This is a genomic window from Pseudoalteromonas sp. S554, assembly GCF_005930865.1.
GTDB classification, from domain to species: Bacteria; Pseudomonadota; Gammaproteobacteria; order Enterobacterales; family Alteromonadaceae; genus Pseudoalteromonas; species Pseudoalteromonas marina.
This window is the reverse complement of sequence record NZ_PNDV01000078.1, coordinates 70,484-85,642: the sequence shown is the minus strand read 5'-3', so window position 1 is coordinate 85,642 and position 15,159 is coordinate 70,484. Positions and strand designations below refer to the sequence as shown.

The 15,159-nt window shown below is 39.4% G+C and carries 13 protein-coding genes; 10 read left to right on the top strand and 3 right to left on the bottom strand.

Annotated elements, in window-relative coordinates; translation table 11 throughout:
* Positions 1-8 precede the first annotated feature (8 nt).
* The gene (locus tag CWB65_RS16000) at positions 9-776 is read right to left on the bottom strand and encodes an alpha/beta fold hydrolase (protein WP_058428843.1); all 768 of its coding nucleotides are present in this window, start codon (positions 774-776) and stop codon (positions 9-11) included.
* Positions 777-1,020: 244 nt separating this feature from the next.
* Here CWB65_RS16000 and seqA point away from each other — a divergent pair, with 244 nt between their 5' ends.
* From seqA to CWB65_RS15965, 7 genes are all read left to right on the top strand, one after another.
* Complete coding sequence (gene seqA / locus CWB65_RS15995) at positions 1,021-1,611, top strand: replication initiation negative regulator SeqA (protein WP_006793039.1); 591 nt, start codon at positions 1,021-1,023, stop codon at positions 1,609-1,611.
* Between the two features lie 9 nt (positions 1,612-1,620).
* Positions 1,621-3,258, top strand: coding sequence for a phosphoglucomutase (alpha-D-glucose-1,6-bisphosphate-dependent) (gene pgm, locus CWB65_RS15990; protein ID WP_138740983.1), 1,638 nt, complete (start codon positions 1,621-1,623; stop codon positions 3,256-3,258).
* Positions 3,259-3,336: 78 nt separating this feature from the next.
* The gene (gene astE, locus CWB65_RS15985; RefSeq protein ID WP_138740982.1) at positions 3,337-4,389 is read left to right on the top strand and encodes a succinylglutamate desuccinylase; all 1,053 of its coding nucleotides are present in this window, start codon (positions 3,337-3,339) and stop codon (positions 4,387-4,389) included.
* 266 nt (positions 4,390-4,655) lie between these two features.
* Positions 4,656-5,870 (top strand): thiamine pyrophosphate-dependent dehydrogenase E1 component subunit alpha, encoded by a 1,215-nt coding sequence (locus CWB65_RS15980; protein ID WP_138740981.1) that lies wholly within the window; start codon positions 4,656-4,658, stop codon positions 5,868-5,870.
* Positions 5,870-6,847: an alpha-ketoacid dehydrogenase subunit beta gene (locus CWB65_RS15975; protein WP_008127400.1), complete on the top strand. Its 978-nt coding sequence runs from the start codon at positions 5,870-5,872 to the stop codon at positions 6,845-6,847. Before CWB65_RS15980 ends, CWB65_RS15975 begins: the two co-directional genes overlap by 1 nt.
* 8 nt (positions 6,848-6,855) lie before the next feature.
* The gene (locus CWB65_RS15970) at positions 6,856-8,418 is read left to right on the top strand and encodes a dihydrolipoyllysine-residue acetyltransferase (protein ID WP_138740980.1); all 1,563 of its coding nucleotides are present in this window, start codon (positions 6,856-6,858) and stop codon (positions 8,416-8,418) included.
* Between the two features lie 415 nt (positions 8,419-8,833).
* Positions 8,834-9,199: a DUF805 domain-containing protein gene (locus CWB65_RS15965; RefSeq protein WP_008127404.1), complete on the top strand. Its 366-nt coding sequence runs from the start codon at positions 8,834-8,836 to the stop codon at positions 9,197-9,199.
* A gap of 55 nt (positions 9,200-9,254) precedes the next feature.
* Here CWB65_RS15965 and CWB65_RS15960 read toward each other — a convergent pair whose 3' ends face one another.
* Together CWB65_RS15960 and CWB65_RS15955 are read right to left on the bottom strand one after the other, a co-directional pair.
* Entirely contained in the window at positions 9,255-10,427 is a 1,173-nt protein-coding gene (locus CWB65_RS15960) for a putative manganese transporter (protein WP_138740979.1), read from the bottom strand.
* A gap of 121 nt (positions 10,428-10,548) precedes the next feature.
* Positions 10,549-12,174 carry a M28 family metallopeptidase gene (locus CWB65_RS15955; RefSeq protein WP_008127408.1) on the bottom strand — a complete coding sequence of 542 codons (1,626 nt, stop codon included), beginning with the start codon at positions 12,172-12,174 and terminating at the stop codon, positions 10,549-10,551.
* 118 nt (positions 12,175-12,292) lie between these two features.
* Here CWB65_RS15955 and CWB65_RS15950 point away from each other — a divergent pair, with 118 nt between their 5' ends.
* The 3 genes from CWB65_RS15950 to CWB65_RS15940 are packed head-to-tail and all read left to right on the top strand — an operon-like array spanning position 12,293 to position 15,091.
* A complete protein-coding gene (locus CWB65_RS15950) occupies positions 12,293-13,105 on the top strand; it encodes a DUF3025 domain-containing protein (RefSeq protein WP_138740978.1) in 813 nt (270 codons plus the stop codon).
* Positions 13,102-13,890, top strand: a complete 789-nt coding sequence (locus CWB65_RS15945) for an ABC transporter ATP-binding protein (protein WP_008131198.1) — start codon at positions 13,102-13,104, stop codon at positions 13,888-13,890. The genes CWB65_RS15950 and CWB65_RS15945 overlap by 4 nt, the downstream gene beginning before the upstream one ends.
* On the top strand, positions 13,883-15,091 hold the full coding sequence (locus CWB65_RS15940; RefSeq protein WP_006793028.1) for an ABC transporter permease: 1,209 nt from the start codon (positions 13,883-13,885) through the stop codon (positions 15,089-15,091). Before CWB65_RS15945 ends, CWB65_RS15940 begins: the two co-directional genes overlap by 8 nt.
* Positions 15,092-15,159 lie beyond the last annotated feature (68 nt).

Sequence of the window (15,159 nt, the reverse complement as noted above, 5' to 3'; positions counted from 1 at the left end):
AAATTACTTTAATTTTGAATTAAAAAGTCACTTATTGCCTTATTTACAGCCATAGGTTTTTGCGCATGTAACCAATGACCAGCACCGTGAATGATTTTTGCTTTCGTATTCTTGAAACGCGTGACAATTGCAGTGCGGTACTCGGGTAAAATATAATCTGAATCGTTACCTTTGATAAAAAGAGTATCGCACAAACAAGAATTGTTTTCATTAACGTTTGAGAGTATATTTGAATATTTCTTATCTAGAACAGGTAAGTTGAATCGCCACGTTAATTTTCCTGCTTCATTTTTAGCTAGGCTTTTTAATAAAAACTGACGAACGCCAAGTTCGTCAATATAAGGCTGCATTAAATCGTCAGCATGCTTTCTGTCTTCTATATGCTCAGATGCAACTGCGTTGAGCGCCTGCAATATCTTAGTATGCCGCGGTGGGTAGGTAACGGGTGCTATATCAAGCACAATTAATTTTTCAATCAACTCGGGTTGAGTTAATGCAAGCTCCATAGCAACCTTGCCACCCATAGAATGACCAATTATATGTGCTTTTTTTATATTCAAGTGTCGAAGTAACTCAACAATGTCTTTTGCCATAGCAGGATAACTCATCTCATCACTGTGAGGGGAGAGGCCATGGTTTCGCAAATCTACATTGGTAACTGTAAAATGCTCACTTAACGGTTTAGCAATTACGTTCAGGTTTTCTAATGAACCAAATAGTCCATGTATTAAAATAACATCAGGACCTTGTCCCAGTTGCTTATAATTTAGCTGCATACATTGCTCCTAAAAATTTCGCCTTAGTTTGCCGAGCAATACTTAAAAAAGCAAAAAATAGTGTCTAATTAACCATTTTATTAAATGATATTCGAAAATTAGAGAAATTTATTGACTAAAAATTTACCTAACTAGTTATAGATTTTCGAAATGCCTGCGAGTGCTTGTTGTAACTCGCATTTATTATTGGATTGGGTATAATCAGGCGTGAGAAAAAAATGTGACCCGTAATGACAGGAAGACCATGAAACAAATCGACATAGACGACGAGTTATATCAATACATTGCCAGCAACACGCAAAGTATTGGTGAAAGTGCATCCACAATTTTGCGTCGTTTATTAAACATGAGCGGCGAAAAACAATTAACCGCTGACGTAGAAATAACACAAAATCAACAAACAACAACTACATCTGCGCCATCTACTGCGCCAGAATTAAAGCACGCTGTAGCAGAAGCTGAAGTTCCAAAAACTGTCACACCAGTGAAGCAAAAAAATGCTAACGTTTTTAATGTATTAAATAAAGAAGAACTAGCAATGCAAAAAGGCGTGGTGGGTCGCTTCTTATTTATTTTAAGTGCTTTTTATCGCACTCATAAATCTGATTTTTCTGCTGTGTTGGATATTAAAGGCCGTGACCGTGTTTATTTCGCAACGAGCAAAGAAGATTTAGTAAATAGTGGAAGTAGCATGAACCCTAAAAATATCACCGACAGTGAATATTGGGTAATGACTAACTCTAATACAACACGTAAAAAAATGATGCTTCATGAAGTAGCTCTTTGCCTAGGTTACAGTGCAGAGCAAGCTGAAAAAATTCGCGATTACCTGTAAGGAAATATAATGGCTATTCACTCAGGCGCAGGCAAAACTGCTCCACAATCAGCACTTGTTAATGTTCCTAAATTAGTTTCGGCTTATTATTTAAATGAGCCAGACTTAGAGCAAAACCCAGAGCATGGCGTTGCCTTTGGTACATCTGGACACCGCGGCTGCTCTTATGATGTAAAATTTAATGAATCCCATATTTTAGCAATTACACAAGCCATTTGTGATTACCGTAAACAAAACGATATTTTTGGACCATTATTTTTAGGTAAAGATACCCATGCGCTTAGTGAAGCTGCCTTTAACTCTGCAATTGAAGTGCTTGTCGCTAACGAAGTGCAAGTAATTACTCAGCAAGATGGCGACTTTACTCCAACTCCTGTTATTAGCCATGCAATTGTTTGTCACAATAAACGCAATCCTAATGAGCTTGCAGATGGCATTGTTGTTACGCCTTCACATAACCCTCCTGAAGATGGCGGCTTTAAATATAACCCACCTAACGGCGGGCCTGCTGATACAGACGTAACTAACTGGATTGAAGACAGGGCTAACAAGTTATTACTTGAAGATTTAGTCGAGGTTGAGCTTTTCCCGTTCGCTAAAGCTTCTCGCTCAGGGTTTATCCGCTACGAAGATTTAATGACTCCGTATATTAACGATTTAGAGAATATCGTTAACTTAAAAGCAATTAGTGATGCGGGCGTTAAAATAGGCATTGATCCATTAGGTGGTTCAGGTATAAATTTTTGGCCAGTCATTACGCAAAAATATAATTTAGATCTAACCGTAGTAAACGACAGCGTTGATCCGCGTTTTGCATTTATGCCACTTGATAAAGATGGCAAGATACGTATGGATTGTTCATCGCCTTACTCGATGGCTAATTTAATTAAATTAAAAGACGATTTTGATATAGCGATTGGTAACGACCCTGATTACGACCGTCATGGCATTGTTACACCCGATGGCCTGATGAATCCGAATCATTTTTTAGCTGTTGCTATTGATTACCTATTAAACCATCGCGAGTGGAATACTAACGTAGAGATTGGTAAAACGCTTGTTTCGAGTTCGATGATTGATCGTGTTGTAGCGCGCAATAAGCGAAAGGTAAAAGAAGTTCCGGTAGGCTTTAAATGGTTTGTTGAAGGCCTAAACAAAGGTAATCTTGCTTTTGGTGGCGAAGAAAGTGCAGGCGCTGCGTTTTTACGCTTTGATGGCAGCGTATGGTGTACTGACAAAGACGGCTTTATTATGGGTTTACTTGCAGCTGAAATACTTGCAGTAACGGGTAAAACACCATCAGCGCTTTATAAAGAGCTAGAACAAGAATTTGGATCGCCACTTTATAAGCGTCTAGATGCGCCAGCAAGTAGTGCACAAAAATCGCGTTTAAAAGCTTTAAGTGCAGACGACGTGAAAGCCGAAACGTTAGCTGGAGAGCCTATTTTACAAAAATTAACTCATGCTCCTGGTAACAATGCAGCGATTGGCGGCTTAAAAGTTGTTACAGAAAATGGCTGGTTTGCTGCTCGCCCATCAGGTACTGAAGATATTTATAAAATATACCTAGAATCATTTAAAGGCGAAGCACATTTAGCTCTTTTAGAAAAAGAAGCTAAACAATTAGTTGATTCAGTTATTAGCTAAACCTGCTTAAACTATTTAAAAACGGCTGAATTATTCAGCCGTTTTTTTGTATCTCTCACACTATAAAGGGCTTTTATTATGTCAGCCACACCCGATTATTTAAATTTATTGCAATCAACCGGTGATTTTCTAACCATTAGCCGAGATAATGAATGGCACTTAGCACCGAGCCAGTTTACGCTCAACAATGGAACCCAAGTTAATGTACACGATACTGGGGTTATTGAGTTTCAGCCAGCGGTTACTACCTCAAAAGATATTGTGTTATCAAGTGCTGTACACGGTAACGAAACGGCGCCTATTGAAATTTGTGATGAGCTAATAAAGCAAATTATTTCCCAAAACCTTGAGCTTAATCAGCGAGTCCTGTTTATATACGGTAACCCTAAATCAATTAATATTGGTTTGCGCTTTGTAGAAGAAAATCTTAATCGTTTATTTAATGGACACCACACGGTTGATGGTGTTGAAATGAATGACGAGCGCGTTCGAGCGGCAAAACTTGAACGCTACGTAACTGACTTTTTTGCCAGAGGGGAAAAGGGCAGTGAGCGCAGTCATTACGATTTGCACACGGCTATTCGTGGTTCAAAAAATGAAAAATTTGCCGTGTATCCATTTTTGCACGGTAAACCATGGAAAAAATCACAGCTACAGTTTTTACTAAGTTGTGGTGTAAATACTATATTAATGATGAAGTCGCCAGCGACAACATTTAGTTATTACTCATCCTTTGTTCATGGTGCAGATTCGTTTACAGTTGAGCTTGGGCAAGTAAAACCATTTGGCCAAAACGATATGACACGTTTTGAAAAAACAAAACAAACGTTAACTGCATTAATTAGTCAAAAAGATGTTGAATACCCACAATTTAATGCAAACGATTTTGAGCTGTTCGCTGTTCATCGTACAATTAATCGTACTCAAGAAGATTTTAGTTTTCCATTTTCTGATGATGCAGAGAACTTTACTGGCTTTGCAAAAGGAGAACTGCTCGCAACCGATGGTAATACTCCTTATTATGCGGACGTTGAAGGAGAATCAATCATATTCCCAAATGCAAAAGTAGCCTTAGGGCAACGTGCATTACTCACCGTTGTTCCAATGGCTATAGACAGTAACTTTGTATAATTCAACTCATTAGACCTCTTTGTCCTGCAAGTTAACTAACTGATTACTAATAATTTAAGTAGCTGTATTGTTAACTTGCCACTTATTTAACCAATATTTACTTTTGTTTCGTCACAGATTTGTTGAATAACACTTTACGTTAACGTAAAGTGTTGGCAGCTTTAATTAAATATAGTGCAGATATTGCAAAGTTTATTCAGCAATGATCACCCATAATAATAATGTAAAAGGGGCACTATGTTACTGACAACAACAGAAGGTAGGTTATGAGTAATCCAAATAACGTATCGCTGAATATTAACCATGCGCTAGAATTTATTGATGGCAATGCGCTTAATATTCCAACCCTTAGTATTTTAACTGAGGATGGCGACATTCACCCAAGTGCGACAGCACCCGCTATTTCAAAACATACCGCAATTAAACTTTATGAGACTATGCGTTTTATACGTTTATTAGATGAACGTATGCAAGGTGCTCAGCGCCAAGGCCGAGTAAGCTTTTACATGCAATGTTTAGGTGAAGAAGCAGCCGTTACGGCATCCGCTGCTGCGCTTGACCAAGAAGACATGATAATGGCGCAATACCGTGAGCAAGCTGCACTGCATTACCGTGGTTTTACGCTAGACCAATTTATGAACCAAATGTTTTCAAATGAATTAGATTTAGGCAAAGGTCGTCAAATGCCAATTCATTATGGTTCGAACGAATTAAACTATATGACTATTTCTTCTCCTCTTGGCACACAAATACCACAAGCTACAGGGTATGCATATGGACAAAAAGTAAAGCATATAGATGCGAAAACAGGTGAGCTTGCAAGCACGATTGATAACGTTACTATTTGTTACTTTGGCGAAGGCGCTGCATCTGAAGGTGACTTTCATGCAGGATTAAACATGGCTGCAGTGCATAAAGCACCGGTGATATTTTTTGCACGTAACAACGGCTATGCGATTTCGACCCCGGCAGATGAGCAATTTAAAGGTGATGGTATTGCTTCACGTGGTGTGGGTTATGGCATTAAAACAATTAGGGTCGATGGCACTGACGCACTTGCTGTGTTTGCGGCAACGCAAAAAGCACGTGAAATTGCCTCAACACAAGGCGAACCTGTTTTAATTGAATCAATAGCTTACCGCTTAGGCGCTCACTCTACGTCTGATGACCCAAGTGGTTACCGTTCAAAAGACGAAGAGGCTAATTACAAAACATGCCCAATAGAAAAATTTAAAAAGTGGCTAATAAAACAGCAATGGCTCAACGAAGAGGACGATTTAAAAGCAAAAGAGTCTATACGTGAAGATATATTAGCAGCATTAAAGCGTGCAGAAGTAGTGCAAAAGCCAGCTTTAGAAGAGCTAGTATCAGATGTTTACGATACGCCAATCCCTTCACTTGTTCGTCAATACAATGAACTAAAAGAACATATACAAAAGCACCCAGATGCTTACCCAGTTACTGCAGGGAGAATTAAGTAATGGCTAAAATGAACATGCTACATGCAATTAATTCTGCTCTAGATATAACCATGAATGAACACCCGCAAGCGTGTATATTTGGCGAAGATGTTGGGTATTTTGGTGGTGTATTTAGAGCGACCTCAGGTTTACAAGAAAAATACGGAAAACACCGTGTATTTAATACGCCTCTAACTGAGCAAGGTATTTTAGGTTTTGCAAATGGTTTAGCGGCATTTGGTGCCCCCGCATTAGCTGAAATTCAATTTGCAGATTATATATTCCCGGCCTTTGACCAAATAGTAAATGAATCAGCAAAATTCAGATACCGTAGTGGTAATGAGTTTAATGTAGGTAACTTAACTGTACGCACACCATATGGTGGTGGTATTGCTGGTGGTTTATATCATTCGCAATCACCAGAAGCTTACTTTGCACATACGCCAGGTCTAAAAATAGTGGTGCCACGTAACCCATATCAAGCTAAAGGTTTACTGCGTGCAAGTATTAAAGATGACAATCCGGTTATATTTTTTGAGCCTAAACGTTTGTACCGCGCATCGACGGGTGAAGTACCTGAAGAAGATTATTCAATTGAGTTAGGTAAAGCTGAAGTCGTGCAAGAAGGTAGTGACATTACAGTACTTGCTTGGGGCGCTCAAATGGAAATTATTGAAGATGCTGCAAAACAAGCAAGCGAGCAAGGCATACATTGTGAGGTTATAGATTTACGTAGTATTTTGCCGTGGGATATAGACACAATTGCTAAATCAGTCACTAAAACTGGCCGTTTAGTGATAAGCCATGAAGCACCTATTACAAATGGATTTGGTGCAGAAATAGCTGCCTCAATTCAACAAGCGTGTTTCCTCCATTTAGAGTCACCTATTTTACGTGTGTGTGGTTTAGATACACCTTACCCACTGGCGCTTGAGAAAGAGTACGTGCCTGATGCGCTCAAAGTATTAGCTGCAATTAAACAATCAATGGATTTTTAGGGGTTCCCATGGCTAAAGATTTTATATTACCCGATATTGGTGAAGGCATTGTTGAGTGCGAAGTGGTTGAATGGCTGGTAAAAGAAGGGGATAGCGTTTGTGAAGATCAACCCATCTGTGACGTGATGACCGACAAAGCCCTAGTACAAATACCTGCTGTGCACGATGGAGTAATTACAAAGCTCTACCATCAAAAAGGCGAAATAGCTAAAGTGCATGCACCCTTGTTTGCAATGGATGTAGCAGGCGAAGCGGCTGACGTTGAAACGCAAGAGCATAACAGTGCACCCCAAAACAACAATACAGGTGAACAATTAGAAGATTTTATTTTACCAGATATTGGCGAAGGGATTGTTGAATGCGAAATAGTCGACTGGTTAGTAGCCGAAGGCGATGAAATTGAAGAAGATCAAGCTGTTTGCGATGTAATGACTGATAAAGCCCTTGTGCAAATACCGGCAAAGTACACCGGTACCGTGCAAAAGCTGTATTACCAGAAAGGCGAAATAGCTAAAGTACATAGCCCACTGTTTCAAATGACTATTGCTGGAAGTGCACCTAAGCAAAACATAGATGTAAACCAAGCCGTAGTAAAAGCGCAGACCAATGCAGCAGAGCAGGCAGCACCAGTAAAAGTTAACCAAACAGTAAAAGTGGTTAACACAAAAGCCGTTGCATCACCGGCTGTTAGACGAAAAGCACGCGAGCTTGATGTTGATTTAACACAAGTGCCAGGTAGTGGTAAAAATGGACGTATCTATAAGCAAGATATAGAAGAGTTTATTAAAGGTGAAGTACCTAACAGTATTGATACATCACCGCTTAATAGCAATGTAGCCAACACACAAAGTAAAACGCAGAGCTCTGGCGTGCGTGTAGAGCCAATTAAAGGCATAAAAGCGGCGATGGCAAAACAAATGGTTGCTTCTGTTTCAACCATTCCACATTTTACATTTTGTGATGAAATAGATTTAACAGACCTTATTGCCTTAAGAGCTTCAATGAAAGAGCAATACAAAGCACAAGGCGTTAAGCTCACTATGATGCCTTTCTTTGTTAAAGCACTGTCGCTTGCGATGAAAGAATTCCCGGTTCTTAATTCTAAGGTAAATGAAGATTGCTCTGAGCTCACTTATTTTGACGATCATAATATTGGTATAGCAGTCGATTCTAAAATTGGCTTATTGGTACCAAATATTAAGTCGTGCCAAAGTAAAAATATTGTTGATGTGGCTAATGAACTTACACGCCTTACTGAGTCCGCTCGCGAAGGGCGAGTACCACCTGAAGACTTAAAAGGCGGTACTATTAGCATTTCAAACATAGGTGCAATTGGCGGCACAATTGCCACACCAATTATTAATAAACCTGAAGTTGCTATTGTAGCGCTAGGTAAATTGCAGCATTTACCACGCTTTGATGAAAACGGCCATGTTGTGAGTAAGGCCATTATGCAAGTTAGTTGGTCTGGTGATCACCGTGTTATTGATGGCGGAACAATTGCTCGCTTTAATAACTTATGGAAATCGTACTTAGAAAATCCATCGGCAATGATGATGGCAATGAGTTAAAAATATAATTGTTTAAACCTAGGGCGTGTTGATCTTTGATGGTTGAATTTGCAGCAGTATGTTTGGTTTTTAGGCAAGGCAGAGCCTATGAAGTGTGGTTATTCCCCATAAATAGGCGATAACGCAGCATAAATGCCAAACATCCGCTGCCCTTCGGGTTCTGCCTAGGGGCGATAAACTCTTTGTTACTCGGTTTTTACTTAGCCCACTAGGTTACAAACCTCGCGCCGCGATTTAATCGACCCTAGATTGAACAAATTTCAATCCGCAAAGGTCAACACGCCCTAATAAATAACCAGCAATTTGCTGGTTTTTTGTTTTAAAGCAAACCGTTTTTAATTAAGATACAAATGTTACTAATAAGTAATTTAACGACCCCGTTAGGGAATATAAAAAATAACACTAAGGAAATATTATGGAACATTATATGAACGCACTGCGTAGCTACGCAGATTTTTCAGGACGTAATCGCCGCAAAGCATTTTGGATGTTTATGCTAATTAATATTATTTTTTCACTATTAACAAGTGTTGTAGATGGTATTACAAACACGATGTTTGTAAGCACAATATATAGCTTGGCTTTATTGATCCCTCAATTGAGCGCAGGTGCACGCCGTTTACACGATACTGGCCGATCAGGCTGGTGGCAGCTTCTGTGGTTAGTGCCAATTATTGGTTGGATTGTTTTAATTGTGTTCCTTGCACAAGATTCACACGAGGGCGAGAACGATTATGGCCCTAATCCAAAAGAGTTAGCAGCAGAACCTGCTGCTGTATAAAGTAAAGTTTTAACCTAAAAGCTCAGTGTTCGCTGAGCTTTTTTATGCCTAAAATTTAATACGAAATAAAATACAAACCATAGCCAACTCCGAGTGCAGGAAGTGCGGTATATAAAGTGGCTATTATTGCGGCTTTAGGGGCTAACGCAATTGCAGGGAATAACGCATCTCCGTCGTTTGAAATTGCATTGGCTGTTAAAGCGCTAAATGGAATAATCCCCTGTATATAAAGCGTGGTGACTATTATTTGCGGTCCACAACCGGGTAAAAAACCAATGATCACAGCAATCAGCGGTGCTAAATAAGCGTAGTGGGCAAACCATGTTTTTAAATCAAGTCCGGCTACATTCACGAGTATTTCAAATAACATAAACGACGCCACTACCCATGCAGTCACAAAGTGTGTGTCTTGGAGCACTTTAATTACTTTAGAGGATGGATTGCATTCATCCTCTTCACTGGTAATTTGTTTATATGTTTCGCCCTTAGACGAGTAAGCCCATACCGTTACGATAAATAGAGCCATGCCCGCACCAAATAAATGTATTCCAGTGCTTGTGTGCCTTCCAAATTGGTTAAAGTCCACGTTAAATGCGATTAAAAACGCGATAATTAAACTTGGAAAAATCGCTAACATCCAAACAGGTTTACTGACTCTAATAATGCGGGTAGGCAATATTTTAACTTGGCGGGTTTGTTCTTTTAATGAAGGGCGTAAAAAGTCGTGTTTATGAACTATATTTACAAAAGCACCACATATAGTTCCAACAACTAATCCTATAGCCATTATTACAGCGCCCTCAGTAGGGCGTGTAACTAAAAGTAAAAATGCAGCATCGCCCATTGTTGCTGTTAGTACGGCAACAATAGCCCCAAAGCTTGCTTGGCCTTTGGTAAATTGTGTAACCACTATTATAGCGCCCCCGCAGCCTGGTAAGGCACCTAGTAAAGCCGCAAAAAAGACCTCTAATGCCGGTGACTTAGCACTTAGATAACTAAGCTCCAACTGAGGTAAACGCTCAATAGCGTAGTAATAAATCAGTAACGTAGCAGCAACAAATACACTGACTTGAAAAAAAGCGTCGCTAAGTGCGGTAATTGCAATATCACGAAGTGATGGCACAGCAAAACACACCAACAAAAAAAGAGGGAGTAATAAGCGTTTATTTTGGCTAACAAAGCGTATTGAAGCGGGCGTAATTAGTCCTATTTGTGTAATTGAGTTCATACAGTGTTACCAAATTAATAAACAGGGTAACACTGTATAATTTTAGTAAATGATAATCAATATCATTTAATTGTATTTAAATCGATTACTCACATTGAGTTTTTCGATATTAAATTCTAGGCTATTTGCGTTGAAATTCTGAATTTGAATTCCAAGTAGGCCATTGCTCTTGCTCAGAAATATCAAAACCTACTTTATAAAATAATTGTAAGTCTTGAACAGCGCCCGATAAATCCCACTCATCGCGGTAACGGTCACAAGGCTGGTGGTAACAACCGCGTAATACTAAGCTCATTCGCTTGCGATAATTGGCTGTTTCTTCATCCGCTGCTTGAGTACCACCACCAGCGTACATTGCAGGTATGCCCATATTGGCAAACGCAAAATGATCAGAACGGTAATAACCACCCGACGATGGTTTAGGATCGCCTGATAAAGTTCTACCTTGATCTTTTGCTGCATTAGCTAAAAACTCATCCATTTGAGATTTACCAATGCCTACCACACTCATATCTTTTACTTTGCCCAATAAATTTAAGCTATCCATATTGATATTAGCAACCGTCTTGTTAGCTGCAATAACAGGGTTTGCGGCGTAATACTTAGAGCCAAGTAACCCTTGCTCTTCAGCGGTTACTGCTAAAAATGTCATTGAGCGGCTAGGGTGCTTTGGCAATTTAGTAAATGCTTCTGCAACTTCTATTAAGCCTGCAGTACCCGTTGCGTTATCGTGAGCACCGTTATAAATTTGGTCACCTTTGCGGCTTGTATCTGTGCCTAAGTGATCCCAATGCGCTGAATATACAACATGTTCGTCTGGCGATTCGCTGCCCGGTAATGTCGCAATAAAGTTGTAAGACACTGACGTTTTAATTGTATTACTCACATTAACAGACGCGGCTAAATCACCCATATCGACATGATAAGCACCTTTTGCGGCATTTTCTTTAACGGTATCGAAATCTAAACCAGCTTTACTGAAAAGCTCTTTAGCCACATCACTAGTAACCCAGCCTTCTACAGCAACACGGTCCATATTGTTGTTTTCTTTTTGAAAACCAAATTGCTCGCCACTCCACGAATTTTCAACAACCGACCAAGGATATGAAGCGGGTGCTGTTTCGTGAATAATAATAGCGCCTGCAGCACCTTGGCGACTTGCCTCTTCATATTTGTAGGTCCAACGACCGTAATAAGTCATTGCGTCGCCAGTAAATAAAGCTGGATCTTTAGTTGCAAAACCAGGATCATTTACAAGCATGACCACGGTTTTACCTTTAACATCAATTCCTTCGTAGTCGTTCCAGTTATACTCTGGTGCATTAACGCCGTAGCCTACAAATACGAGCTCAGAGTTTTCAATGCCTTCTTTTTCACTAATGCGGCTACTGCCCATAACCATGTCTTTTTTGTATTGGTAATCTTTGCCACCAATTGATAAAACCATGTTTGAATCAGCTTCTAGTGATACAAGGGGGACTTCTTGTAAAAAGCTATCACCATTGCCAGGCTCAAAACCCAATGCTTTAAATTGGGTTGTTAAATAATCTAATGTTAGCTTTTCGCCAGGTGACGAAGGCGCTCGGCCACCAAATTCGTCAGATGCCAATACTTTTATGTGTTTTGCTAACTCATCGGCTTTAATACTGTTATAGCCATTAGTTACATCTGAAGGAGTTATGCTTGTTGCTGCACAGCCAGCTAAAACAGCGCTGGCAAGAAGTGTGAGAGATAAATTGCGTTTCATATTAACTCGATTATTGTTTTAAGATTAAATAAGTATATTAACTTCTATTAAGTAGGGCTAGCTTTTGCGGTAAACTGTTACAAAATTAAAGGCCTATACAAGTTAGAAATTTATAATAATGAAGCGTTTTACTCCTCCTGAACAATGGCAACCCAATTGCCTAAAAACGGGTGCATTTAATCACCTAAACAGCTTGTTTAAACTTAATGAGCAAACTCAATGGCCTTCACCAAAATGGTTTACTCCTTATTTAAATGCAACGAACGAGAATAATTTACCGATACAGTTTGTTGACGATGCACAAATAGACTTTGCTGAGCGCTATTACGAACAAGTAATTTTTGAAACGGGTGAAGTACCCACACGGACAGAAAATTGGCACGATCTATTCGGTGGTTTTATTTGGTGCTTATTTCCTAAAACAAAATCACTTATAAATCATCGGCATGTTCAGGACATTGCCGAATATGGTTTAACTAAGCGCACCAAACACAGAAACGCACTCACACTATTTGATGAATGTGGTGTTGTACTGGCCATTAGTGAAAGTAAATGGCAAACCTGGCTGCGCGATCATCAATGGCACAAAGCATTTGTAGAGCACCGCCATGAGTGGGGAGAGTCAATTCAGGCTTTTATGTTTGGTCATGCCAATTACGAAATGTTGACTCGCCCTTATATAGGGCTCACAGGAAAAGCATTATTTATAAATGTGCCCGACGAAATATTTTGTAAAGATTTAGCAATGCAATACCAGTACCTTGATCAAGTACTTTATGAGAAGATTAAAATAGAACATTGCTTAGCCGATAACTCACACCTTTCGCCTTTACCATTATTAGGTGTGCCTGGCTGGCATGAAGATAATAAAAACGACACATTTTACAATAATACGGATTACTTTAGACCCAAACGAAGGACATGCGCATGATAGAAGTTGCCGGGCTTAAAAAACGTTTTAAGCTGACGAAAGACCATAAAAAAAATAAAGTAGATGATATCGATCCGCGTGAAGATAAAGACTACTTTCATTCAGTACGAGATGTCAGTTTTCGCTGCGCTGAAGGCGAAGTATTAGGGTTGTTAGGCCCTAATGGCGCAGGTAAAACAACCACCTTAAGAATGATCTCAACAGCCTTAAAGCCCGATGAAGGCTCTATTACAATTGCTGGCAACGATATTGTTAAAAAACCTCTTTTAGGGCGAAAGTCGATTGGGTTTTTATCAGGCTCTACTGGCTTGTATGGTCGTCTGACCGTTAAAGAAAACATAGAGTACTTTGCAAAACTTCACGGGATGAAAAAAAGCGATATAGCATCACGTTGTGATGAGCTTTTTACATTACTCGATATGCATAAATTTATAGATAAGCGCGCTGAAAATTTATCAACTGGTATGAAACAAAAAGCAAATATAGCCCGTGCAGTTGTACATCGCCCAAAAGTAGTTGTGCTCGATGAGCCTACAACAGGCCTTGATATCATGACCACACAAACAGTGATCGAATTTATCAAAGGTTTAAAAGCACAAGGCACACCGGTTATTTTTTCTACCCATCATTTAGATGAAGTCGCATTGTTATGTGACCGTGTAGCGGTAATTAACGAAGGCATAAGCTGCTTTGATGGCACAGTTGAAGAGTTTAAACAAGCCGGAAACAGTGAAGAGTTAAACCAAGCGTTTATGAACATATTAACGGAGAAGCATAATGTTTGAAGTATATAAAAAGGAATTAAAAGAGCTCCTTCGCGACAAAAAAACGCTTATGTTTGTTGTGGCGCTGCCAGTACTTATTTTCCCAATAATTTTTGCCGTTATGGCTTTTATTAGTTCGCAAGCGGCACTTGAAGCTGACCAAAAAGTTAATACTTACGTAATTATTAATGGTGAATACGCACCAGAATTTACCAACAAAGTGTTTTACCACAAAAGCTTTGAACTTTATAAGGGCAGTAAAACCTTTAATACAATAGAAGAGCTCAAAGCAGGTGTTACTGCCGGCGATATAGATATGGGTATTTATTTGCCAAGTAACGCAGAAGATACACTCGACAGTGGTGAACAAAGCAAATGGGAAGTGGTATTTAACGACGCAAAATCAATAAATTTTTTATTTGACCGGGTCAAAGAACTAGCTCAAGAATACAGCGACGTATTGCAAGCCAAAAAATTAAAAAGCTTTGGGATAGAAGAGTCTACGCACAAAGCTATCCTTACCCCTATTGAAGTTGTTAAAGTAGATACGGCCGATAAACGTGAAAACTTAGGTGAAAAAATAGGTGGCTTTTTACCATATTTACTTATTCCATTGGTGTTAATGGGCGCTACATATCCTGCAATTGACTTAGGGGCCGGTGAAAAAGAGCGCGGCACACTAGAAACACTCTTACTTACACCCATAACACGCACAGAGCTGGTATTAGGTAAATTTATAACATTACTGACCACCTCTATTGCATCAACCACTATTACGGTTGTGAGTATGGGGTGTTGGGTTGCTGTTGCACTGGCGTTCGCAGACTTAGACTTTATAAAAACGGCATTTAGTACTTTGGCGGTTACCGATTTGCTGATGATTTTTGTATTATTACTGCCATTGGCTGCCATATTTTCTTCTTTAGCGTTAGCTATATCTATTTATGCGCGTACGTTTAAAGAAGCACAAAACTACATGGCTCCTTTAAGTATGGGGGTGTTTTTCCCTATTATTATTTCAATAATGCCAAATATGGAATTGACTGCTAAAACCGCGTTTATTCCAGTAACCAACGTTGCATTAGCCATTAAAGACATAATTAAAGGCACTGTAGATTACACGTTTGTAGGGCTCATATTTTTAGCAACCGCTCTTATTGCAGGTGCGTTACTCGCATTTTGCGTTAAATGGTTTAACCGAGAAGATGTACTATTTAGATAGTGTGCTACTCATCTTTAAAAAGCATCACTTAAGTGATGCTTTTTTGTTTAAGGCCGTCAACAAGGGTT

Coding starts and splice junctions, on each gene's coding strand:
- CWB65_RS15940 (WP_006793028.1), top strand. CDS start 13,883: ATGTTTGAAGTATATAAAAAGGAATTAAAAGAGCTCCTTCGCGACAAA.
- astE (WP_138740982.1), top strand. CDS start 3,337: ATGTCAGCCACACCCGATTATTTAAATTTATTGCAATCAACCGGTGAT.
- CWB65_RS15975 (WP_008127400.1), top strand. CDS start 5,870: ATGGCTAAAATGAACATGCTACATGCAATTAATTCTGCTCTAGATATA.
- CWB65_RS15960 (WP_138740979.1), bottom strand. CDS start 10,427: ATGAACTCAATTACACAAATAGGACTAATTACGCCCGCTTCAATACGC.
- pgm (WP_138740983.1), top strand. CDS start 1,621: ATGGCTATTCACTCAGGCGCAGGCAAAACTGCTCCACAATCAGCACTT.
- seqA (WP_006793039.1), top strand. CDS start 1,021: ATGAAACAAATCGACATAGACGACGAGTTATATCAATACATTGCCAGC.
- CWB65_RS15955 (WP_008127408.1), bottom strand. CDS start 12,174: ATGAAACGCAATTTATCTCTCACACTTCTTGCCAGCGCTGTTTTAGCT.
- CWB65_RS16000 (WP_058428843.1), bottom strand. CDS start 776: ATGCAGCTAAATTATAAGCAACTGGGACAAGGTCCTGATGTTATTTTA.
- CWB65_RS15970 (WP_138740980.1), top strand. CDS start 6,856: ATGGCTAAAGATTTTATATTACCCGATATTGGTGAAGGCATTGTTGAG.
- CWB65_RS15945 (WP_008131198.1), top strand. CDS start 13,102: ATGATAGAAGTTGCCGGGCTTAAAAAACGTTTTAAGCTGACGAAAGAC.
- CWB65_RS15980 (WP_138740981.1), top strand. CDS start 4,656: ATGAGTAATCCAAATAACGTATCGCTGAATATTAACCATGCGCTAGAA.
- CWB65_RS15965 (WP_008127404.1), top strand. CDS start 8,834: ATGGAACATTATATGAACGCACTGCGTAGCTACGCAGATTTTTCAGGA.
- CWB65_RS15950 (WP_138740978.1), top strand. CDS start 12,293: ATGAAGCGTTTTACTCCTCCTGAACAATGGCAACCCAATTGCCTAAAA.